Raw genomic sequence first — 24,401 nt, 5'->3', positions numbered from 1 at the left:
ACCATCACGGTCAGTCGCTTTTTCTGTGCTATCCAAAATACCATCGTTATCTGAATCTAAGTCTAAATAGTTTGGAATTCCGTCGCCGTCTGTGTCAATATTTTTTTCTATGCTATCTGGGATACCATCGTTATCTGAATCTGGATCCTGGAAGTTTGGAATTCCATCAGAGTCATAGTCCTGACAGCTTGGGCCACCCCAAGCACATTCTACACTATTTAAGATACCATCACCATCACAGTCATTGGATCCAAAAATAGTATAAGCTGAAGTTCCTAAGCTAGGAGGGTTTCCACCAGCACCACCCACGCAATAATTTAAAGGTTCTGAATCGGTTCCGTTGTTGGTGCCATCTCCATCGCAGTCCGTATTTCTCCATGCTGTAGATGTATTAGCAAAAATCTGGCTCGCTGGCTTATATGAACAGCCGTCGTTTGGATTAGTGCCATCTATGGCCTCTTGTGAATCGGAAACGCCATCACCATCTGAGTCTACAATTTCACTTACTGTAATGGTGAATGTGTTGGATGTAGTACTTCCAGATGAGTTAGTTGCCGTTACCGTAAAACTTGTTGTTGCAGTAACAACCGTTGGCGTACCCGTAATCTTACCTGTTGAAGTATTAAAAGTTAATCCAGTAGGAAGAGTTCCTGTTAAAGCATAGGATGTAACAGTTCCAGTCACGGAAGGATCAAGCGAATTAATAGCTATGTTAACGGTGTAAGAATTTGGAGTATTATATGTCAGAGAACTAGGAGGGGCAATTCGAACTTCAATAGTAAAAGTATTGGAAGTTGTACTACCTACATTGTTAGTTGCCGTTACGGTGAAACTAGCAGTTGTAGCAGCCGCAGTTGGCGTGCCCGTTATTTTACCTGTTGAGGTATCAAAAGATAAACCAGCAGGTAGTGTTCCTGTTAATGCATAGGAAACTACTGATCCATTGACTGTTGGATCAAGTGAACTTATTGTAGTGCCAACATAATATACATTCGGCGTATTATATGTTAGGCCACTTGGTGCCGCATCATTGTCTAAAATGGAAACTACTGTAGTATTAGTGACGATAGCCGCATTCGTGGCATTAGCAATGACAATATTGAATGTTTCTGTATTTTCACCGATTAAATCGTCAAGAATAGGTACTGTAATGGTCTTAGACGATTCACCAACAGCAAATGTTAAGGTTCCACTCGTATTGGTATAGTCAGAGCCGTTTGTGGCTGTTCCTCCTGAAGTAGAGTAATCTACTAAGGTGGTAACTGTAGCTGCGGAGCTTAAGGTAACCGTTGCGACGGCATTTGTACCACTTGGATTTTCTGTGACACTTAAGGTTGCAGTAATGTTTAATTTGGGTTGGGAATTTAAATACGCATTTAAATCTGTCAACATCGAAGAAACAGTAGCTGCATTTCCCGTTATAATTCCACCCGACATATTTAGGATTTGGCCATTGAAGGTCAAACCAATAGCTTTGGTGTCGTTTATGGTGTAACTTCCGGAATTTAGAGTAACCGTTTCTGAAGTACCAGGATTCGGTAAAAATACCATTGTTCTGATGGTACTACCACTGGTTTCACGCCAGTTCATTAAACCAGGAATGGAATGATAAACATTGTTTTTGTCGTAAAAAGTAACAAAACCTGGTAAATCATTTCCTTGCAACTGAAAGGTTGAGCCTGTTGAGTTTTGAGCAAAAGAAAATCGAGTGATTCCTGTGGTAGAAACTGCAACAGCATTTTGAGCTTTATTATTTCCGTTTTGGTCACCAATAAAACCTTCGTTGAAGGATACTGATACATAACCTGCAAGCGCAGGTGTAGCTGCCATAGAGAAAAATAAAGTTACTAACAAGAGCAGTCTAGGAAAAAAAGACTTCTTTTTAGATTCTTTAAAAAAGGGGTAGCTTTTTTGCATAAAATAAAATTTTTAGAACTATTTGGTTAAAAAAATAGTGAGGTTAACACAAAGAAAACCTTGAGCATGTGCTCACACATGGAATAATAACCAGTGGGAATTTTTCTGAAATAAAAATAGAAGTACGCCTGAAGGCTAAATGAATAAGAACAGGCTTAGTCTGACTATAAAAATAGAGGAGATAAGCCTTTGAATTAATATAAATTTAGAACAGGGAGTAACCCGATTTTAATCAAAAGAATTCCGTTTTGGGATTTCTTCCATGCAAAACTCACAAACTATGTTGCCATTTTAAAATGTCAGTATAGTAATTATGTTCTTTGTTTGAAATATAGGACAAAAAATATAAGCCTATTTAAGCTATGGCAAAACTTATGTGAGTCACCATCTGATTTCTGTTTTTTAGTAATTATTTAAAAATGTGTACTTTCAAGTTCATTCGTAAAGACAAGTAAAATTAACTAATTGTTAGATTTATTGTATTTTAAATAAATCTTTACAAGGTTATTTATTTGACAGTAAAGTGCTGATTTTTAAGTTTTTGTGAAATTTACTTTGTCAAGTAATTTTTAAATCGTTAATTTTTATTTAAAATTTTGACTTAATCTGATTAGCCTAAAATGGACAAGATTCATTTTGCCATTCATCCTAATTTAATGCCAATTTTATAGAATTTTAATTTGAAGATTTAGAATAATTCCTATATTGCGCAGAGTTCTATTTAATTCTAAACTTAAACCTATTTATCTTAACTTGAAAGTAAACTTCACTCAACTAACATTGAGGAGGTGGTTATTTTCCTTGTGCTTCATGTTGCTTGTTAGTCCCGTTCTTTGGGCGCAAACAACAATTGTTACTGGAAAAATCAGCTCCAAACAAGATGGTTCCGGTATTCCAGGTGCCAATGTCAGCATCAAAGGAACTTCTCGCGGAACTAGTTCCAATGAATCCGGAAACTACTCCATTGAAGTATCTGGTCCCAACACAGTTTTGGTATTCTCATCTGTCGGGTTTGAACCTACTGAAGTAAGAGTAGGTACTCAAAAGAAATTGGATATTTCCTTAAACCCTGGAACCTCCATGCTTAATGAAGTAGTTGTAACGGCATTGGGTATACGCAGAGAAGAAAAATCCTTAGGTTATTCTGTTGCCAAAGTAGATGGCAAAGAGATGAATCGGGTAGCTCAAGAGAACGTATTGAATGCCATGGCCGGAAAGATGGCGGGTGTAACTATTAGTTCTACAGGAGGTACTGGCTCCTCAGTCAGTATGGTTATACGTGGAGCTAATTCATTGAGTTCAGACAACCAACCATTATTTGTCATTGACGGTGTGCCTATCGCCAATACATTAAATAATATTAGTCAAGTTGGAAATGACAACCGCGCTGATTTTGGTAACTCCATATCAGGTTTAAATCCTGAGGATATTGAAAATGTCTCTGTCTTAAAAGGTCCTAGTGCCGCAGCCTTATATGGTTCACGTGCAGGTAATGGCGTGGTTTTAATTACGACCAAGTCAGGGGCGAAGTCTCGTAAATTGACGGTGAACATCACTTCTAATACGGTTTTTGATAATCCTTATAAATACCTCAAATGGCAAACTAAATTTGGCCCAGGCCAGTTTTCTGCCATTCCTGCCTCTATAACAGGAAATCCACTTTCCAATGCCTTTGGTAAATTAATTCAGGAAGAGGTAGGTGCTACCTATGGTGCTGAATTAGATAAGGGCTATTCGGAAGTGCAGTGGAACAGCCCCCTAGATGCGAATGGCAAGAAAATAGCTACACCATTAATCTCTCATAAGGACAATGTGGCCAAATTTGTTCAAACAGGTATTACTACTACAAACGGTATTTCCATTGCCAATAGTAACGATCAGTTTAATTATCGTTTGTCTTTTTCCAATATGCAGAATAGAGGTATCATTCCTAATTCTGATTTGTTTAGAAATACCTTAAATCTGAATACTTCCATCAAGGTCAACAAGAAATTGACGCTGAGTAATAACTTGGATATCAGTCGATCTTCTTCCAATAATCGCCCTGCAGGTAACCGTGGTACCAACCCATTGGAATGGGCATACAATGTCTCTCCTCATATTGATATCTTAGAATTAAAGAATTATTGGATGCCAGGGCAAGAGGGTTTGCAACAACGTACCCAATATAATACGGTGTATAATAACCCCTATTTCCTAGCTTATGAAGTGAATAATGGTTTTGTAAGAGATCGTTTATTTGGAAATATACGTTTGGACTACCAAATCAGTCCTGAATTTAGCTTGATGGGTAGGTATGCCTTAGATACCTATACGGAGCAGCGAGAAATGAAGATAGCCAATAGTTATACCAATGACCCGCGTGGCGCCTATGGAAATATAAATTTGGGCAATTTTGAAAGTAATGCGGATTTCTTAGCTACCTACAAAAAGGATGTGAGCGATTTCAGTTTATCCTTCTCCATTGGAGGCAATGCTCGTTATCAGCGTGGATCTAATATCACCAATGCAAGTAAAAGTGGTACAGGTTTAATCGTTCCAGGTGCATTTAATGTGCAAAATATTGCCCCAGCGAACTTAGATTATTATAGTACTTGGTTCCAAAGAGCCATTTATAGTGGATATGGTTTGGCCAATATTGGTTACAAAGACATGGTATTCCTGGATGTAACTGCCCGTAACGACTGGTCAAGTACTCTGCCAGCGGCGAATCGTTCCTATTTCTATCCTTCTGCCTCCTTGAGTGTTTTATTAAATGAAATGTTCAACATGCCAAACCAAGTGGATTTATTTAAATTTCGTGGTGGTGTAGCACAAGTGGGTAATGATGCCAATCCTTATCAATTATTGGGAACCTTGGGTAATGCAGGAACTTGGGATGGAATTCCTCGATTAAGTACTCCAAGTACATTATTGATTTCTGATTTGAAACCTGAAATTGTTACCTCCTATGAAACGGGTTTTGATTTGAGTTTGTACCGTAATCGACTACGTTTTTCTGGAACTTACTACCAAGTTGAAAATAGAAACCAGATCTTAAGTACCAAGTTGCCCCCTTCCTCTGGGTATTCCTTGAAAAATGTAAATGCAGGTTTATTGGTGAGCAAAGGCGTGGAATTAACCATGGGCTTTACTCCAGTTAAATCCAGTAATTGGAATTGGGATGTGAACTTGAACTGGACACGCAACAGAACTCGCATCGTAGAATTATCAGATGATTTACCTTACTATACCTTGTGGCAAGATGCTAAGGGAGGTGCATGGACTTACGTAGGAGAGGAGATTGGTGATATTTATGATGCGCAAATTGTCACTGTAAAAGATAAAGCTTCTCCTTATTATGGATATCCAATTTTGGATAAGACAGGTAAATGGCAGTCCATCGATGCCATCAATACCCGTAATAAGATAGGAAACTTTAATCCAGATTTTATCTTGGGTATGCAAACCTCCATTAGCTATAAACGCTTGAGCTTAAATATGTCATTTGACTGGAGAAGTGGAGGACAGTTTGTTTCTCAGACTTACCGCTATGGAGAGGAAAATGGTCGTTCCCAGTTGTTCCTTGATAAATTAATCAATCCAAATGGATTGTCTGGTGATGCCCTGAAAAACTATTTGGTAGCAAATCAGGAGCGTTTAATCAAGATTACGGGCAATTATTTCCCGTTGGTGGGAGGCCCTACCCCAGAATATGGACCTTATGGATTCAAGTATGGCCCGTATAATTTCCCTCATGGTGGGGTATTTATTCCAGGGGTAATAGCCACCGGCTATGATACTTCGGGTAATCCTACTGGATATATTGAGAACTTAGGAAACACAGGTACCACCACCTTACCTTTTGCAGGTTCAACGGCTTGGTCTTTTACTCGTGCTTTCTTGTATGATGCTGATTATGTGAAGTTGAGAGAGATTTCCCTTGGTATTGATTTGCCTCAGCAATGGTTGAAGAAAATAGGCGTTCAAAATGCTAATTTCTCTGTGTACAGTCGAAATATCATCCTTTGGACAAAAGCGAAAATTAACATAGATCCTGAAACTGCCTTCCAGCAAGAAGCTAGCGTTCAGGGAGGTGGCTCTCAATTCAAGCAAGGAATTGAGCGTTATAATGTAACCCCTTGGGTTATTCCTGTTGGTTTCAAATTAGGTTTAACTTTTTAATGGAATTTAGACAGCAAAAGATCATGAAAAATACATCATATAAAATATGGGCATTGGTTTTAGTTCTTTCGGGAAGTTTCTATTCCTGCAAGGATTTAACCGTGCTAAATCAAAATCCGAATGGCATCAATCCAGAAACGGCTAATCCTAATTTGGTGATGTCGACTGTCTTGACAGAGACTGGCAAGGCATTTGTGAACCTAGGCTATCAAGATATCGCTGGAGTGATGCAACACACCCAGAAGGATGGATGGTCAGGTGGGCATAATACTTATGAATGGGGAGGAAGCCAGTCTTGGGCTTCTTACTATGATATCCTACGAAATAACCAATATGTGTACAACCGTTCGGTGGCCTTGAATTTAGAATTGCACCAAGGAATCGCGCTAGTTACCAAGTGCATGATGTTTGGTTTAATTACGGATCTGTGGGGAGATGCACCATACACTGCTGCTTTGAAAGGAGCTGAGGGTGGAGCTAGCAATACTTTCCCGGCCTATGATACCCAGGAAACAATATATACGGGAATTTTGGCCGATTTAGAAACCGCCAATAATCTATTGTCAAAAGCTTCTTATCCAAGTACTCCAGGTAATGCTGATGTGATTTACCAGGGCAATGCCAGTAAATGGAGAAAGTTGGCAAATTCTTTGGCATTGAGATACTACATGCGCATTTCATCCAAGAAACCTGATGTAGCTAAAGCTGGTATCGAAAAATTAATGGCGAATGCTACACAATATCCTATTATCACGGCTATTGCTGATGATGCTGCTATGCCATTTGCAGGAAATAGCGATAGTGACTCTTGGCCGGCGAATGCGGTTTATGATGCTAGTGCTTCCAATTACAGACGTATCAAAATGGCGGCGACTTTCGTTAATAAATTATTGGATTTAAAAGATCCAAGAATTGGAGTTTGGGCAAATAAAGTGCAAATTCCTTTGGTAGTAGATCCTAATTTGCCAAAAGGTACAGACAAGATTGAAGGTGGAAAACGATATTTGTCGCTGGATAAAGTGGCTGGTAAAGAAGTAAATACCCATCCCGAATACGTAGGCTTACCTACGGGAATCATTGGTGGTGCATCCTACAATTTGAGTCCGACGGCCGAACAAGGTGCCAATAACCCACACGTATCTTGGTTAAACGATATTTATCGCCAAGCTAAGGGTCCTTTGTTGAAGTCTAGGATGATGTCTGCCGCTGAAGTGCGTTTCATTTTAGCTGAGGCAGCCTTGAAGGGCTGGGCTGTGGCTGGAACCGCAAAGGCTCATTATGAGGCGGGAGTTAAAGCTTCCTTGGATACTTGGGGGGTGGGTGGAACCTATGCTACTTATATTGCCAACCCAGGGGTGGCATTTGATGGAACTTTAAGTCAAATCATCGAACAAAAATGGATTTCTAGCTGGACTGCTGCTCAGGAGGCTTGGTTTGATTACCGCAGAACCGGCTTCCCAGTATTAACTGCTGGCCCTGCTGCCATTCGTAAGGTATTGCCTGTTCGTTTTTACTACATGCTTGACGAGAGAAACTTGAATAAAGTAAATACTGAAACGGCGATGGGTCGCTTGGAAACTACCACTTATTCAGAGGCAGATGGCAAAAATAGTCCATGGTCGAAGCCATGGGTAGCTCAAGGAACAGGAAAGCCTTGGTAAATCATTGTTAACATTTAAAAACTAAACCATGTATCAACGCGTAACATCTTTTTTTCTTCTATTCAGTGCTTATTGTTTATTGGCATTTCCAGGCTTTGCTCAAAAGGTAACTCCAGAAACTGCCTTAAAAAGCTATATGGCTAATGGGGATAAATCTTACCATTGGGAACTGAAAGATTCAGTTTCTTTGGGTACTTCTAAAGGATATAATGTACTTTTAACCTCACAAAAGTGGCAAAATATTACTTGGAAGCATCAATTGACTATCATCATTCCTGCCAAAGTAAAGTATGAGGGAGCCATGCTTTTCATTACGGGGGGTAGTAATAAGGATGAACAACCTAATTGGAGCAAAGAGGATAGAATGTGGACTTATTTGTCCATGGTAGCAGCCAAAAACAATGCCGTGGTGGCTCTCATTAAACAAGTTCCCAATCAACCGTTATATGGAGGAAAAACGGAAGATGAATTAATCTCCTATACCCTACATCAATACCGAGAGACGGGAGATATGACTTGGCCATTATTATTCCCGATGGTAAAATCTGCTGTCCGTGGAATGGATGCCATTCAGGAATTTGCTAGCAAAAAGTCCAATATTCAAATCAAGGATTTTGTAATTTCTGGAGCATCGAAGCGTGGCTGGACTACTTGGTTATCCAGTGCGATTGGCGATAAGAGGGTGAAGGCCATTGGACCTATGGTAATTGATATGTTGAATATGCCTGCTACCTTGAACTACCAAAAAGATACTTATGGTGAATATAGTGATCAGATTGAGGACTATGTGAAACTGGGTATTCCCCAAGGGACAGGAACTCCAATAGGTAAGGCTATTACCTCCATGATTGACCCATATTCCTATCGTGCCCATATGAGTGTGCCTAAAATCATCTTTATTGGTACCAATGACCCATATTGGACCGCAGATGCTATCAAGCATTATTTTGACCAAATTCCTGGTAAAAACTTGATTCATTATGTGCCCAATGCTGGTCATGATTTAGCTGGAGGCAAGCAAGCTATTGAGGCATTAAGCGCATTCTTTGGTTTATCTCTTCAAAATAAAGAGATACCAGTTCCAACATGGAATGTGGTGAAAGGCAAAGATGGTTTCGAATTAACGGTGAATGCCTATGCGGAAGGTTTGGAAGATGCTGCCATCTGGGGAACTACTTCCTCTGACCGTGATTTCAGAAATAATCTATGGTTGACTCGACGGGTGAAGCCAGAAGGAAATACCGTGAAGTATGTTATACCTTATGTAAAAAAAGGTTACCAGGCCTTTTATATGGATTTAAAATACAAAGATCCAAATGGAGGAAGCTATACCATCAGTACACGTATTTTCACTACCGATACGGATAAAGTATTGTAATTTGATTTCTTGCAAAAACACCCGATAGTTTCTGTCGGGTGTTTTTTTATTTTCTTTTGGATTCATATACATAATCTAATGGGAGCTCTTGCCCCATTCTAGATTCCGACATTTTACCAAAGACTTCAAGAGAATAGGGATCCAATAGAGTTCCATTACTTTCTATTAAAATAGTCTCCGACATGGGTTTTAGCTTAGAGGATTGTCTAGGAGAATCATAATCCACTTGTATCATTCTTTTTAATATGATGGCATAAAGATTAGGTTTGTTGGTTGTGTACAGTACCTCTTCCAATTTGAATGGCGGTGGATTGCTGAGTCTATTTTCTTTGTTATAAGTCACATAAAATCCCTCACTAGACAAATTTTGTTGAATCAAAGATTGGAGAAAGTGTCTCAGTGAGCCTTGAAAAGCATATTGCCTATTCTTTTCCCAATGTTTTTTTTCTTTGGTAGAACTGGGATTGAGCTCCTCAAAATAACCACTGGATTTAAAGTTTAATTGTCTGGGAGATTTTTCAAAACCCACTAAAAATCCATGGTATAAAAAGCCCAACTCCCTATTTTCAATCAGTAAAGGTTCTTTAGATTCCGCCTTTAGGGTTTTTGTACTGGGATCGTATTCGAAATTAATCACCTGCCGATTCAGAATTTTCACTAAATCTCGATCTATATTCCTTCCTAAATATTCATTTTCAAACTGCCTGATTTGCTTTTCCCAGACCTTGTCACGTTGCCCCTGAACCTTTATTTCTACCAAATTCTTCACATCCTCCACCAATTCGTAATGTAGGTTTTTCTGGTTTTGTTGCACAGAAATTTGGGTAGAAAGGGGTAGATATCCTACCATGGAGATAAGTAATAAGTAATTTCCAGCGGGGATATTGTTAAGCGTAAAATGCCCATTTTCATCTGCCTGAGTGCCAAATGAAGTGCCATTTAAGTAAATATGTGCGAAAGAAACCGCTTCATTTTTCTGTTTGTCGGCAATTTTGCCCGACAAGTTAAAACTATTTTGAGCTATTGCTTGTCCATAACAGATGATGCAGTATAATAAGGTTAACAAAGAAAGTTTGGGCTGCATGTATTTGCTAGGGATATGTATCGCTTCTAATTCAAAATTACTAACTTGTTGGAGATCACAAAACCTATATTAGCTGATGAAAAAAATACTTCTTCTTTGTTTTTTCTTGTGGGCATCTTTTGCTTTGGCACAGGATTTCAAACAATTAATCCCTTCAGCTAGACAGCATCCTCGCTTATTGTTTATGAGAGGAGAGGAAGTGGTCATTCAGCAAAACATTCAACGAGATACTTTGTGGGCAAGTTTACATAAAAAAATACTTGGTGAGGCGGAGGCAATGCTTGTAAAAGAGCCCTTAGTCAGGAAACAAATTGGTAGACGTTTGTTGGGTGTTTCGCGTGAAATGCTTCGCAGAACCTTGTTTTGGTCTTATGCTTACCGAATGACCCATGAATTGAAGTATGCCCAAAGAGCAGAAAAAGAGCTTATTCAAGTTTGTCAATTTACTGATTGGAACCCTTCCCATTTTTTGGATGTGGCTGAAATGACCAGCGCAGTGGCCATAGGTTATGATTGGCTGTTTGATGTACTTTCGAGCTCATCTAAGCAAATTATTCAACAGGCCATCATGGACAAGGGTATAACACCTTCCTATGATGCTCGTTATACTTCCTGGTTAAAAGCCAGCCATAATTGGAATCAAGTGTGTAATGCTGGAATCAGTCTTGGGATTTTGGCTATTCAAGAGGATTATCCACAGAAAGCACAGGAATTAATTCAAAGAGCCCAACAATCCATCGTCTTACCGATGAAGGATTATGGCCCTGATGGGGCCTATCCTGAGGGCTATGCATATTGGGGTTATGGTACTTCATTTCAAGTCTTGTACAATGATGCCATTGAAAAGGTCTATGGATCTGATTTTGGATTAAATCGATCACCTGGCTTTTATGATAGTGCCAAATACTTATTACACATGACGGGCCCTTCGGGTAAGAATTTCAACTATTCAGATTCTGGCGATGGGATAGGGTTTCATCCAGCTATGTTTTGGTTTGCAGATAAAACGAAGAATCCAAGTTTGTTGTTCACTGAAATTCAAACTTTGGTTCAATCAAAAAATTTAGTTTCGGACCGACTCCTACCTTTGGTGATGATTTGGGGAAAGGGAATCCGCAATTTGCAGCCTGTAAAACCTAAGGAATTAACTTATGTAGGGGCAGGTCCCAACCCTGTGGCGATGATGCGGAGTTCATGGACTGATTCCCAAACTATTTATGTGGGCTTGAAAGGTGGTTCTCCTTCGGTGAATCATGGCCACATGGACGTGGGTTCATTTGTGATGGATGCCTTGGGGAAACGTTGGTCCATGGATTTTGGCATGCAAGATTACGAGTCCTTGGAATCAAAGGGTGTAGCCATCTGGGGAAAAGAACAAAATGCTCAAAGATGGGATGTCTTTAGATATCATAATAAGTCACATAATACCTTGACATTAAATCAACAAGCTCAGGCAGTGAAGGGAAAAGCAGAAATTAAACCTTTGCTAGTCTCTAACCGAAAAATAGCATATGGCATGGATATAAGTAGTTTATACCCAGATCAGGCTCAGTCGGTACAGCGACAAGTGTCTTTGCTGAATCAACGAAAAGTTGAAATTAAGGACCTGCTAACATTTGTAGAAAAAGATGGGGAATTGATATGGACCATGGTGACTCCTGCCGAATTCCAAGCAGGGGCGAATGGGAAAGCTATTTTAAGCCAAGATGGAAAAAGGCTTAAGTTAAGTTTGAAAGGGGTCAAAGCAGAGTGGATTACTTGGTCAACGGTGCCTGGCCATGACTATGATGCCCCCAATCCAGGAACTCGTTTTGTTGGTTTTAAACTTTCCACCAAAGCTGGCCAGAAAATTCAATACCAAGTGACTTTAGAACCAGAATTTTAATTCGCTGTGCTAGGATAAACTTGATCTAACCAGGCTCCCAATTTTAAAAAGACACTAAATAAGCTCTTCTTCATTTCATGGGTTTCATTCGGATAAAGTTCCAGCTGGGTTTTGGCTCCCAATTGATTTAATTTGTCGTATAGATTTTTGGCTTGTTGCACGTGTACCACCTCGTCATTTTCCCCATGAAAAATAATGGTAGGAACAGCCGATTTCGTTGTTACACGATACAAGGGGCTAGCTTCACGTGCCAGTGGGGCATTAGGGTCTGCCACACCAAGGAAATTAGTAATGGTGCGATCGGCCTCTTCATTTTTTCCTCGAACCAGCGGATCAGTAAAATCGGTCGGGCCCACAATGTCAATCACCGTTTTGATTTCCTTTTTAGGGTCAGCCGTGTAAGCATACATCAAGGCCAAATAGGCCCCTGCACTAGCTCCCAGCAGTCCAAATTCTCCTTTTATATAACCTAGGCTATCCGCTTTCTGATTTAAAAATTGCAGCGCTTGGGTCAAATCCTCCAGTTGAACCGGATACCTATTCTGATCATTTTTAACGAGACGGTAATTGACGGAGGCAATTGCATAGCCTTTTTTACCTGCCAATAGCTGAATCAGTGCTTTGGGTAATTGATTTTTACTCCCTTTTGTCCAATATCCCCCATGAATAAAAACGAGCATCCTCGTTTGAGGATGAGGTTTATTGGGTAAAAATATATCTAGCAAATTTCTTTCTTCCGCGGCATTTCCATAAGACAAATTCAGTATAGATTTGTAGGAAGCGGAATCAAGTCCTGTATTTCCAAAGGAAGGAGAGCTGGTGAAAAACACCCATGCTATCAAGTAAAACAAAATCCTTATGTGGTTCTTTTTCATAGGTATACTGGATAGCATGGATCGGAATTAAAGATTCTTTTTCTTGAGCTCAGAAACCGCATAATTAGCTGCACGAGCAGTCAAAGCCATGTAGGTTAAAGATGGGTTTTGTGTAGAATTGGAAGTCATACAGGCACCGTCTGTCACAAAGACATTTTTACAGTGATGTAATTGATTCCACTTATTCAATTGGGAAGTTTTAGGGTCATTTCCCATGATAACACCACCCATTTCATGGATATCCAAACCAGGATTCCAAGTCTTTTTCGGATGTGCTTTGATGTTTTTGAAACCAGCCAAGGTCAGCATTTCTGTCATCTGAGTCTCGTAGTCTTTTTCCATTTTACGGTCATTATCATCAAAATCAACACTTAATCGTGCTAAAGGAACGCCCCAGTCGTCCTTACGTGTGGAGTCAAGCTTGACATAATTGGAATGTTTCGGAATAGTTTCTCCCATAAAGTGGGAACCAACAATCCAATTGCCGTATTTCTTTTGGAATAAATTATCTTTCAATTCCTGACCAATGCCTTCTTGATTGGTGATAATGGGTCTTCGGGCACTGAACCCTGCGGCATAACCACGTAGGAAATCCGTTTCTTGTTTGAAAACATTACGGAAACGTGGTATATAACTTCCATTAGGACGAATCCCCTCCGTTTTACTTTCTAACATACCTTCGTATTCGGCGGTCATGCCCGTGTGGAAGTTATGGAAATGTATGTAATGCCCCATCAATCCATTGTCATTTCCTAGTCCGTTAGGGAAGCGGCTTGACTTGGAATTGAGTAAGATAAGGTTGGTATTGATGGTAGCAGCGTTTAAGAAGATGATCTTGGCATAATAGAGAATCTCTTCTTTGGTTTTTGTATCGATAACCTTAACCCCAGATGCTTTGCCCGATTTCTCGTCATAAATGATGGAATGAACCACTGAGTTAGGCCTCAAGGTTAAGTTGCCCGTTTTTTCTGCCCAAGGTAGGGTAGAGGAATTACTAGAGAAATAACCACCGTACGGACATCCTCTTTGGCATAAATCACGCTGCTGACACTGGGCTCTTCCTTGTTGGAAATGGATTGGCTGTGGGTCAGTTAGGTGCGCACATCTACCAATAATCACCGGACGAGTTCCTTTATAATGCTTTTTCATCTCGGCAGAAAAATGTTTTTCTACACAAGATTGCTCGTGAGGACGTAAAAATTCACCATCGGGTAATTGCTCTAAGCCGTCTTTGTTTCCACTGATTCCAGCAAAGATTTCTACATGGCTATACCAAGGGGCTAAATCTTGGTAAGTGATAGGCCAGTGATTGTCGAACCCGTCTCTCGCTGGTCCTTCGAAATCGTATTTGGACCACCGTTGTGTACCACGAGCCCAAAGTAGGGATTTACCTCCTACCTGATATCCTCTAATCCAATCAAAAGGTTTTTCTTGAATGTATGGGTGCTCCTTATCTTTTACGAAAAAGTGGGAAGAATCCTCATTAAAGGCATAGCATTTAGTTGCAATGGGATTGGCATCTTTCATTTCCTTGGTCAATTGGCCTAAATGATCAAATTCCCAAGGTTCTTTTAAAGTAGTAGGATAGTCTACAATATGTTTAACGTCTCGGCCACGTTCCAGCACAAGAGTTTTCAATCCATTGTCGCACAGTTCTTTGGCTGCCCAGCCACCACTAATTCCTGATCCAACTACTATGGCATCAAAGGTTCTTTGTTTTTTAGAATCTATATTAAAATTTGACATATTCGAATGATCAAGGGGTTATTGAACAGGTACACAACCATGGAAAAATCCCGGAGCCATGGTATAATTTCTGTGCTTGGTTAAGAAATATTCTGAACTCAAGTAGGAGGCTAAGGTCAGACCTTTGAGGCGTTTGAAGAATTGACTATCCTCAGCAACGGTTGAGTTTTGTAATCCTGTCAAAATGCTCAACTGATCCTTTGTAGCTAATTTTCCAAAATCTTTTTGGAAGTTCTTTTTAGCCAAAACATTGATTTGTTGAATACCTTTTTGAAAAGCTTGTTGCTCTTCTATACCCATACAATCTTTGACCATTCGTTCAATGTATAAGTGTGCTCCAATGCTTTTTGCTCCTGGGCTATCGGTTTCTGGAATGATGGCATTGACGATGTCTCCTAATAATTCGGTATTAGGACCTTGATAAGTGGGTATCGATTGTTGATTCCATTGGTAAGCCCAATCAGGTATGGCGGTAGTTCCTAACACCAAACTCAGATTTTTTAAGGCGCTTCTTCTATTCATATTTCAATAGCTAGAGTAAAGTAAATTCTAGAACTAGAATTTTTTATGCAGGGGTAAAAATATTCAAATATTGGTCAATTGTCAACCTGATTTGTCGGCTTTTAGACCGGCATATTTTCCAGCAATAAATCCAGTAGTCCATGCTGCCTGAAAGTTAAATCCACCGGTGATTCCATCTATGTCCATGATTTCGCCAGCAAAAAATAAGCCAGGTATTTTTTTGCTTTCCATACGCTGAACCTCTATTTCAGCTAGGTCAACCCCCCCTGCGGTAACAAATTCTTCCTTGAAAGTCGTTTTACCTTTTACTTGGTATCGATCGTTCAACAAGGTATTCAGTAATTTATTGATATGCTTTAGATTTAGTTCATTCCAGCGAACGGTGCTCGAGATATGATTCTTTTCTAATAAATAGCTCCAAAGTCGAGAGGGGATTGGGAAGGGGCTAAAATTACTTAGCATCTTGCCTCCATGATTTTTTCTAGTTTGCTCCAGCATGTCTCTTAGTTGAGATTCTTTTGTGTCATCCAACCAATTGACTAAAATGGCAAACTCATAGTTCATGTCAGCTAAAATCCGAGCCCCCCAAGCAGATAGCTGTAAGATGGCGGGGCCAGACATACCCCAGTGGGTAATGAGCAACGGGCCCTTGCCTGTTAATTTGTGACCTTCAATTCGGACATTTGCCTTTTCCACTACTAATCCCATCAGATTTTTGATGGGTTCGTTGGGCATATTGAAGGTAAACAAGGAAGGAACCGGAGGAATGATGTGGTGTCCCATATTGGCCAACCATTGAAGCCCCGTTATTTTGGGTTGACCTCCCGTGGTGACGATCACTCGCTCACAAATTAGTGTTTTTTGAGTGGTTTGAAGATGAAATAATCCATGTGCATCTATTTCCATAGATTGAATACTTTCTTGGAGATGACAAGCTATTTCCAATTGTTGGGCTTCCCTTAGAAAACAATCGATGATGCTTTGGGAGCTATTTGACAAGGGAAAAACACATCCATCAGGGTATATTTTAAGTGCTACATTCCTCTCTTGAAACCAGCGCATGGTATCGGCTGCATCAAATTGTTCAAATGCTTTTTTAAGGAATTTTTCTCCCCTGGGATACCGTTCGGCTAATATTCTGTGGTTCGGTTCATCATGACACACATTGCAGCGTCCGCCACCAGATATTTTTACCTTGGATAAAAAATGTGTTGTCTTTTCGTAGATGCTAACCTCGGCTTCGGGATGGTGTTTTTTGGCCGAAAGGGCAGCGAAAAACCCCGCCGCTCCTCCTCCTATCACACTTATTCGGATTCCCTTCGATATGTCTTTATTTTCCAAGCTTCTGATAAATTCTGCAGATCACAGTTGATTTAGGTTAAAATTCCAAATGAGTGATACGCTCATTTTTGATTAATTGTGCAGCAATCAAATGATGAGATTTTTCCGAGCCTTGTGCTGTTAAATTAAAGGTGCAATCGGTCCCCGATTTGATTTTCTGTGAATAAAGCACTTTCATTTTAAGCTTTTTAAACTGTTGTTCTACCTGTTGGTAATCCAATGAATCTGAATATTGAAATTTCAACGTATATACACGCACGTGATTGAGTTTACTGATAAAGTTTTGCACCAAAATGAAGGCGCTTAAAACGATTATCACGATGGCGGAGATAAAGCAAGCTAATAATTCATAGCCGGCACCAATGGTCATTCCTAAGGCAGAAACTACCCAAATGGTGGTAGCCGTGGTAATACCGGTTACCCGATCTTTTTCCCTGAAAATCACTCCTGCACCCAAAAAGCCGATGCCTGTCAGTACATTAGCTGCGATGCGGTCTTGGCTATCAATTCCAATTTTAATGGACATCAAGGTAAAGATACAAGAGCCTACACAAACCAAAATCATGGTTCTTAAGCCAGCGGATTTAGATCGATATTCCCTTTCTAAGCCAATTATGGCACCAATTAAGATGGAAAGGAGAATTCTTTCTAGATCAATGTACATGTTGATTTGGGATTTTTTATGGAACGAAATTTAGTTCAATTTGTTGGAATAAGGTCTAGTAAAATAGAATATGTTTTACCTGTTTAAACAAATTTTACCTGTGTCAATGCTTGGAATTATTCTAATTGATCAATATTCTGCACATATGTTCTCTTTTTTAAACAATTTATTTAATGGTATTTGTATTATATAATCATTTTGATAAAATTGGGGAACTGTATTCTTTGTTATCTACTCCTTCACACATAAATATTTGTACAATGCACCAGGACTATGAAAACCACATTCGGTACTATCGGCTACATCATTTTATAATTATTCCCCTTTCTTTTTTCTTGTTTTTGTGGACGATTGAACTGACCTTGGAGAATCCAGTGGATAATTGGCTCTACATGCTAGTGGGTATTTTGTTTATATTAATTTCATTCGTCACTCGAATATATGCAAACAAAAATCAAGATCGAATTATTAGACTTGAAATGCGGCTGCGTTTTTATCAATTGACACAAGTGCCTTTTACTGAGAAGGAAAATTTATTAAGTATCAATCAAATTGTAGCTTTACGATTTGCCAGTGATGCTGAATTGTTACCTCTGATAGATCAAGCCATTAATAAGAATTTAAGTCCCAAAGAAATCAAGAGAACTATCCGTGATTGGCAAGGGGATTTTATGCGAGTTTAATTTAAAAAAGTGAACTGCACCTAAAGTTTAGACAACTTTTGAGTGCAGTTCTTTAATTGACCATTTTGTATATTACTTTTTTTGCTCAGATAGGAAAGTGATGAGTGAGGCAAACTCCTCATAAGAGAGTGCATTCGTCAGTCCATCAGGCATCATGGATGTTTCTAGTTCCTTTCTTGATCGGATATCTGCCGTACGTATGCTGGTGATTTGTCCAGTGATATCCCGCATGACAATTCGCTCAGGAGACTCTGCAGTGACAAAGCCCATGTATTCTTTTTTATCCTTGGTGGTCACTAAGACAGTCACAAATCCTTGTGAGATAGAAGCATTCGGTTTTAAAATGGACTCAGCAATTTGCTCCCGACTCATAATGGCTCCAATCTGTCCCATAAATGGGCCTTTCAAGGGCTCTCCGCTGCTAAGGCTATGGCAAACTACACATCCCTGCTGGGTAAATAGGGCTTTACCTTTGGCAGCATTTCCTTTGATTTGAGCCATGGCCAGCATGATGTCTTCGATGGAGGAATTTCCAATTTGACCCTTTTTATTTCTAATGGAAGCTAAATCAACCTTTGGTTCTTCTTTGATGGACGGATTAGCCGATGTCCCCAACTCAGCTATTTCCATTTGATTCTTTTCATTCAAATCCATGAAATATGATTTCTCTGAATCTGGAGTTTTTCGGAATTCAGTCAGTAGAAATTCTTTGATGACTGGACTTGATTCCCAGACCACATGCTTGTAATATGGGCCATGGCCGTCAGGTTTGGTGCTCCACCAATATTCTCCTTCGTAATCAGCTTCTTTTTTATAAATGCGGGCAAGATTCGCTAAAATTTCCTTTTTTAATACAGGATTGTTGGATTTCTTGTAAGCTTGAATTAATCCTTTTACTGCATTGGGATGGTGCATGTAACGCAAAGCCCATAGAGCAATGCTTGAATTAGGGCCATTGATGGCAGAAAGGCAGGCATTCAGGGCATTTAATTTAACTAATGATTGTACGGCAATATGGGCAGGAATGATTGCCGAATTTGGAGTTGCATGAGGACCTTCCTGATTTTTAGGAGGGGCTGCGAATGAAGTAGGAACTTTAACTTGTAAAAGGGCAGGAATTGCTTCTTTTTTGCCTAATCTACCCAAGGCAATAGCAGCACTTACCCGAACCCGAGGGGATGGATCCTTCAAAGCAGCTATGATTGGCTGAACCGGAACCAATTTGTTTTTGGTTGTTCTATCTGCCAAAGCACGAATGGCCAATTCCTTCACATCCTTGTCAGTCAACAATTGGGTTAATTGTAATATGCCTTGTTCATTGGTAGCTTGAGCGAATGTAAATATTCCTGCCGAGCGGGCATATAATGGAGCTTTTTTGTTGGCAGCGATTTTCCAAGCCAAAGAAGCCACTACTTTTGGATCTCTGTTTAATAATTCTTGTTGTGCGTTCAATCGAGTTACCGCGCTATTGGACTGCAATAGTTTTCCCAAGTCATCCGTCGACAAGGTACTAAGTTCAGGGAATGCTTGATATGTCCAACCTTTCGGAACTGCTCTAACCACAAATCCTTTGTTCGGGCTACCAGAGTAACCAGCACCATCCCAAGCGGCAAGGTACAAACGACCTGAACCATCCACATCTAAGTCGGTGATTTGCTTTAATTTAATGAATGTTTCATCTTTTTGCGTATAACTAGCACCGTCAGGTGTTACGCGGTGGATATATAACTGGCTATTACCCCAGTCTGCCATCATAGGAACCTGATTATATTTAGCTGGCCAAGTAGGTTCATCCATGAATAATGATCCGGTTCCAGAACCTCCACCCACATCCACTAAGGCAGGTAGTATCTCTTCTGTAAAGTGCTTAAATAACAAAGGATATCCATATTCTCCCGATTGAATATGATGGCTGAATCGGATATTCCAACCTCCTCCGTCATTTGTATTATCACGAGTAAAAATGTTCATGTAAGGGTCTATGGCCACATCGTAAATATTTCTGGTACCATGGGTGTAAACCTCCATTTCTGTACCATCTGGACGCACTCGCACGATTCCACCCCCAAGCATGGTGATTTTTTTGCCATTTCTGTCAGTGGCATTATGAAAACCAAAGTCGCCTGCAGCGATGTAAATCCAGCCATCAATACCCATTCTGATACCATTAGTAGCATGGTCGGTGCCTCGACTTTGTAAAAATTTGGGAGAACTTATGTGTTGAATTAAAGGTGTAGAAGGGCCATCAGCCACACCGTCTTTGTTTTTATCCTCATAGACCACTAGGTCCATGCCCGAGGCTTTTTTAGTTTCTGGAGAAAAAACGGTATGTAAAACATATAGTTTATCACCCAAAGAAATAATTCCACGAGGATTATCGACCATGGCAAACTTACTTTGCTTGTCCACTCGTCCATCGTTATTGCTGTCAGTTAATTTTAGTATATACCCTTTGCCTGGTGTTTTACCTAAAGAACCAATTTGGTCAATTCCTACATACACTTCTCCAGTCGCTGCCACAGCTAGACAGGCCGGACTTGGCGTCAAGTCGGCAGAGGCAAAATTGCTGATTTCAATATCTTTGCCAGGCCAGGCAGACGCATTGGCTAGGGTGTCTATCGGGATAAGGGATGATTCTTTGTGTGTAGAAAAAAAATTTTGATTCCAAGGGAATACCCAGAAGATTAAAAAGGAATAAATTAGTCCAAAGTAAAGTTTTAGCATAATTAATAGGTAGGTGGAATGGTTAATATGTCAGCAAATTAAAATTTTTCTGCGTATTACTTGGGTTTTCTTGTGGTGATTTATTGGTTTTTATTTTTCGGTTATGTGTATTCTCAGGTCTTAATTAATTTACTATTGATTGTCAAAATAGAAAATCATTTATCTTTCGGGAGTTTAGAACGATCCTCTATATATGTAATTCGTCAAGTATAGACCGATGTAAACTGATTTTTCCAGATAATTTTATCCACCATTCATCTAAATCACCTCTTATCAAATTTTAGATTGGCCAAATTTTTTTGATAATTATTAGGCAAAATCAAAAATCAAATTACCTTTGTAATTACCATTCTATAATTAAGTGTTTAGCTGTTCTATAATTACTATATCTCCGATTTTTTCAATCAAAGAGCGACAGAAGAATCATCTGACTTATCTCTCGGGGCTAGAGTTAGTTATATCCCAGCGAAATTAGTTTCCAACACGATGTAATGAATTAGTATGTTAATTTACATAGTCGCATTTAAACTCATTATATCGTTGGTTTTGGCCGTGTTTAACTTTCGAGTAAACAAGAATACCATTTATTTAACGGGTTTTTTGGTGGCAATTGCTTTGTCAGGATTATTACATTATTTCGCTTTCATGGGAGATGATGAAGAGCTAATGGCAGTGTTTAATTATCACATTACTCCTACTTATTATTTGTTTGGTCCCTTCTTGTTTTTTTACGTTCGAGGAACCCTGACAGATAGAAACAAGCTTTCCCAAAGAGATTATTGGCATTTCATGCCAGCGGTCATATCATTTTTGTCCATATTTCCATTTTACTTCAAGCCTTGGTCTTACAAATTGGAGGTGGCGAGAAAGATTATTGATAATCCGGAAGTGCTTAAAATATGGAATGAAGGGGTTATTTATCCGAGTTATTTCAATGTCTTAGGTAGGCCATTATTTTTCCTTATCTATTTAATTGCCACCGTGGCTTTATTTCTCAGATATAAACGTAGCCTGGATAAGTATACGCCCGTATCTGCCCAGAAGACGCTTATTATGCGTTGGTTGATTTGGCTAATCACCTTATCGTCATTAGCCTGCTTGAGCTATTTTACAGGGGCTATTTTATTTATTTTCTCGGATATCGTCAATAAAGAAATGGTGAATTCCTCGCCATTAGGATATTTGACTGGTATTTTCTTCTTGACCATTCCTTTATTAATTCTTGCATTTCCTCCTATTTTGTATGGTATACCTATCCATAAAAAGGGCAAAAGAAGGAATTTTCAACACAAAGTTGATGCTAGTGATGTCTATTCTTTTGTGGGAAAAACAGAAGATCCATTTCAGCAAGATGCCATTTTTATTTTGGACAATATTCACCAACATCAATGGTATCTTGACCCGGATTTTAATGTGGATTTTTTGGCCTTGAAGCTAGACATTCCTAAACACCACATTTATTATTGTTTCAACTACATCATCAAGTCCAAGTTTACCAAATTGAGAGCTCAGTTGCGCATTGCGCATGCCAAAAAACTTCTCGAAGAGCGAAAGACATCTTCCTTAGGTCAGGATGAAATGGAAGTGATAGCACAAGCTTCTGGTTTTGGTACTTTGTATCGGTTCATCAGTGCCTTCCAGGAGGAAGAGGGGACCACTCCCATGGAATATGTTAAGAAATGATAAATTATGAATTATAAATTATCATTTATAATTTAAATCAATATTCATCATTTATAATTCATCATTTATAATTTAATATGCGTTACCGTCGTCTAGGAAAAACAAATTTAGAAGTATCTATTTTAGGTTTTGGAGCTTCTCCTCTAGGAAATGTATTTGATGAATGCGATGAAAATGAGGGGATTGCAGCTGTGCATTATGCCATTGATCATGGGGTGAACTTTGTAGATGTAGCCCCCTTTTATGGAATCACCTTGGCGGAAACACGCTTAGGTAAGGCATTGAAAGGAAAAAGACATGAAGTGTATTTGGCCACCAAAGCCGGTAGATATGATTTACGCTCATTTGATTTTTCCTATAAAAAAATACTTACTAGCATAGATGACTCACTTAAAAGGTTACAAACAGATTATGTCGATTTGTATCAATTGCATGACATAGAATTTGGTTCTAAAGAACAAGTACTAAACGAGGCGGTACCAGCCATTCAAGAAGTGAAAAAATCTGGCAAAGCTAGGTTTGTGGGAATTACGGGTTTGCCGGTCAATTATTTGGCAGCCATAGCCCGAGAGGTAGAAGTGGACACTGTGTTGTCATGGGCACATTATAATTTACTTCAGGATGAAATTAACGCGGAGTTGGTTCCCTTGTCTAAAGAATTGGACTTTGGACTGATGAACGCGGCTCCCTTGATGCAGCGTATTTTATCAGATGCCACCTTACCCGTTTGGCATAATGCTTCGGCAGAAGTTAAGGCCCTACAACCCAAGCTTCTGGGAATTTGTCAAGAATATGGAGTTAGACTCAGTGATGTGGCGCTGCGTTTTGCCATGGATCACCCAGATATAGCTACAACTATAGTAGGCATGTGTGATATGAAGACCATTCAGGAGAATGTAGCGGCTGTTGACTTTGTAATACCAGAAGGCTTGCTCGGTCATTTAGAAGCGGTCATTGCTCCTTTCAAAAACCAGATGTGGTTTGAAGGGATGCCGGAAAATAATATACCAAGAAAGAATTAGACCTATTTATGTATTTATGAATGAATAAAATGAAAGCATTATTCTTAACGGCAGTAGGCCAAACTGAAATCAGGGAGGTTGAAAAACCAATTCCAACACCCGGGGAACTTTTACTTAGGATTGGTCGAGTGGGTTTTTGTGGAGGAGATTTAAATGGCTTCAAGGGACTATTTGAATTGCAGGAATATCCCAATATTTTGGGTCATGAAGTGGGGGCTACCATTGAGGAATTGACAGCGGGAGTACCTGAATATTTTCAAATAGGCCAACAGGTCACTATCTATCCTTATTTAAATTGTGGTCAATGCGTTTCTTGTCGGAAGGGACGCAGAAATGCCTGTCAAGATAATAAAACCATGGGTGTTCGGAGGCCAGGTGCGATGACCCGATACATCAGTATTCCATGGCAAGATGTATTTATCTCCCATACATTATCCTTACGTGAACTTGCCTTGGTGGAGCCATTAACAGTAGGTTTTCATGCAGTAGCTAGAGGACGGGTTAGTCAGCAGGATACGGTGGCTGTGATTGGTTGTGGCATTGTGGGTATGGGGGCATTGGCCTCAGCAGTTCATCGAGGAGCTCAAGTGATAGCTATTGATTTAGATGATACCAAGCTGGAAATAGCCAAGCAAATAGGGGTAAACTATACCATCAATTCCAGCAAGGAGGATATGCAGGAGGCTTTGCAAAGAATAACCCAAGGGGATGGGCCCGATGTGATCATTGAGGCAGTGGGGAGTCATATTACCTATCGTGCTGCCGTGGAGGCCGTGGCATATACCGGGAGAGTGGTATGTATTGGTTATGCGAAAAAGCCCGTGGAATTTAATACGGGGGTATTTGTAAGGAAGGAAATAGAGATTTTAGGCTCCAGAAATTGTACCGATGAGTTTCCTGAGGTAATTTCTTATTTAGAGGCCGGCAAGTTTCCTGTAGAAGCAGTAATTAGTAGGGAGGTCAATATAGATCAAGCTGGACAAGCGCTGGCAGATTGGGCAGAAGATGCCCATGGGATTGTTAAAATTATGGTCAATTTTGGGGATTAAAGG

16 protein-coding genes are annotated in these 24,401 nt (G+C 39.7%); 8 read left to right on the top strand and 8 right to left on the bottom strand.

Annotated features, from left to right (window positions below; all coding sequences use genetic code 11):
- On the bottom strand, window positions 1-1,917 hold a 1,917-nt coding region (locus ESB04_RS12230; RefSeq protein WP_205749512.1), incomplete at its 3' end, for a putative Ig domain-containing protein.
- 810 nt (window positions 1,918-2,727) lie between these two features.
- Between ESB04_RS12230 and ESB04_RS12225 the strand changes: the two genes are divergently transcribed.
- The 3 genes from ESB04_RS12225 to ESB04_RS12215 are packed head-to-tail and all read left to right on the top strand — an operon-like array spanning window position 2,728 to window position 9,120.
- On the top strand, window positions 2,728-6,081 hold the full coding sequence (locus tag ESB04_RS12225) for a SusC/RagA family TonB-linked outer membrane protein (RefSeq protein WP_129028039.1): 3,354 nt from the start codon (window positions 2,728-2,730) through the stop codon (window positions 6,079-6,081).
- A gap of 23 nt (window positions 6,082-6,104) precedes the next feature.
- Window positions 6,105-7,742, top strand: a complete 1,638-nt coding sequence (locus ESB04_RS12220) for a SusD/RagB family nutrient-binding outer membrane lipoprotein (protein WP_129028038.1) — start codon at window positions 6,105-6,107, stop codon at window positions 7,740-7,742.
- 28 nt (window positions 7,743-7,770) lie between these two features.
- Window positions 7,771-9,120 carry a PhoPQ-activated pathogenicity-related family protein gene (locus ESB04_RS12215; protein ID WP_129028037.1) on the top strand — a complete coding sequence of 450 codons (1,350 nt, stop codon included), beginning with the start codon at window positions 7,771-7,773 and terminating at the stop codon, window positions 9,118-9,120.
- 46 nt (window positions 9,121-9,166) lie between these two features.
- Here the strand turns inward: ESB04_RS12215 and ESB04_RS12210 are convergent, their stop codons facing one another.
- The gene (locus tag ESB04_RS12210; protein ID WP_129028036.1) at window positions 9,167-10,204 is read right to left on the bottom strand and encodes a carboxypeptidase-like regulatory domain-containing protein; all 1,038 of its coding nucleotides are present in this window, start codon (window positions 10,202-10,204) and stop codon (window positions 9,167-9,169) included.
- A 76-nt stretch (window positions 10,205-10,280) separates the two neighbouring features.
- Between ESB04_RS12210 and ESB04_RS12205 the strand changes: the two genes are divergently transcribed.
- Complete coding sequence (locus ESB04_RS12205; RefSeq protein ID WP_129028035.1) at window positions 10,281-12,089, top strand: heparinase II/III domain-containing protein; 1,809 nt, start codon at window positions 10,281-10,283, stop codon at window positions 12,087-12,089.
- Here ESB04_RS12205 and ESB04_RS12200 read toward each other — a convergent pair.
- The 5 genes from ESB04_RS12200 to ESB04_RS12180 form a co-directional block, all read right to left on the bottom strand.
- Complete coding sequence (locus tag ESB04_RS12200) at window positions 12,086-12,964, bottom strand: alpha/beta hydrolase (protein ID WP_164969662.1); 879 nt, start codon at window positions 12,962-12,964, stop codon at window positions 12,086-12,088. The genes ESB04_RS12205 and ESB04_RS12200 overlap by 4 nt on opposite strands.
- 27 nt (window positions 12,965-12,991) lie before the next feature.
- Window positions 12,992-14,710, bottom strand: a complete 1,719-nt coding sequence (locus ESB04_RS12195) for a GMC oxidoreductase (RefSeq protein ID WP_129028033.1) — start codon at window positions 14,708-14,710, stop codon at window positions 12,992-12,994.
- Window positions 14,711-14,728: 18 nt separating this feature from the next.
- Window positions 14,729-15,232 carry a gluconate 2-dehydrogenase subunit 3 family protein gene (locus ESB04_RS12190; protein ID WP_129028032.1) on the bottom strand — a complete coding sequence of 168 codons (504 nt, stop codon included), beginning with the start codon at window positions 15,230-15,232 and terminating at the stop codon, window positions 14,729-14,731.
- A gap of 81 nt (window positions 15,233-15,313) precedes the next feature.
- Window positions 15,314-16,573, bottom strand: a complete 1,260-nt coding sequence (locus ESB04_RS12185) for a BaiN/RdsA family NAD(P)/FAD-dependent oxidoreductase (protein WP_235832243.1) — start codon at window positions 16,571-16,573, stop codon at window positions 15,314-15,316.
- 37 nt (window positions 16,574-16,610) lie between these two features.
- Entirely contained in the window at window positions 16,611-17,237 is a 627-nt protein-coding gene (locus tag ESB04_RS12180) for an MgtC/SapB family protein (RefSeq protein ID WP_129028031.1), read from the bottom strand.
- Between the two features lie 260 nt (window positions 17,238-17,497).
- Between ESB04_RS12180 and ESB04_RS12175 the strand changes: the two genes are divergently transcribed.
- Window positions 17,498-17,920 (top strand): DUF6526 family protein, encoded by a 423-nt coding sequence (locus tag ESB04_RS12175; protein ID WP_129028030.1) that lies wholly within the window; start codon window positions 17,498-17,500, stop codon window positions 17,918-17,920.
- A 72-nt stretch (window positions 17,921-17,992) separates the two neighbouring features.
- Here ESB04_RS12175 and ESB04_RS12170 read toward each other — a convergent pair whose 3' ends face one another.
- Window positions 17,993-20,644 carry a DUF7133 domain-containing protein gene (locus ESB04_RS12170; protein ID WP_129028029.1) on the bottom strand — a complete coding sequence of 884 codons (2,652 nt, stop codon included), beginning with the start codon at window positions 20,642-20,644 and terminating at the stop codon, window positions 17,993-17,995.
- A gap of 501 nt (window positions 20,645-21,145) precedes the next feature.
- Here ESB04_RS12170 and ESB04_RS12165 point away from each other — a divergent pair.
- The 3 genes from ESB04_RS12165 to ESB04_RS12155 all read left to right on the top strand — a co-directional run bounded on the left by ESB04_RS12165 (window position 21,146) and on the right by ESB04_RS12155 (window position 24,398).
- On the top strand, window positions 21,146-22,327 hold the full coding sequence (locus ESB04_RS12165; RefSeq protein WP_129028028.1) for an AraC family transcriptional regulator: 1,182 nt from the start codon (window positions 21,146-21,148) through the stop codon (window positions 22,325-22,327).
- A gap of 77 nt (window positions 22,328-22,404) precedes the next feature.
- Window positions 22,405-23,349: an aldo/keto reductase gene (locus tag ESB04_RS12160; RefSeq protein ID WP_129028027.1), complete on the top strand. Its 945-nt coding sequence runs from the start codon at window positions 22,405-22,407 to the stop codon at window positions 23,347-23,349.
- Window positions 23,350-23,369: 20 nt separating this feature from the next.
- Complete coding sequence (locus ESB04_RS12155) at window positions 23,370-24,398, top strand: zinc-binding alcohol dehydrogenase family protein (protein WP_129028026.1); 1,029 nt, start codon at window positions 23,370-23,372, stop codon at window positions 24,396-24,398.
- Window positions 24,399-24,401 lie beyond the last annotated feature (3 nt).

It is taken from the genome of Aquirufa rosea (assembly GCF_004118285.1).
Taxonomy (GTDB): domain Bacteria; phylum Bacteroidota; class Bacteroidia; order Cytophagales; family Spirosomataceae; genus Aquirufa; species Aquirufa rosea.
Note: the sequence above shows the minus strand (reverse complement) of the source record. Positions and strands in the feature narration are given on the sequence as shown.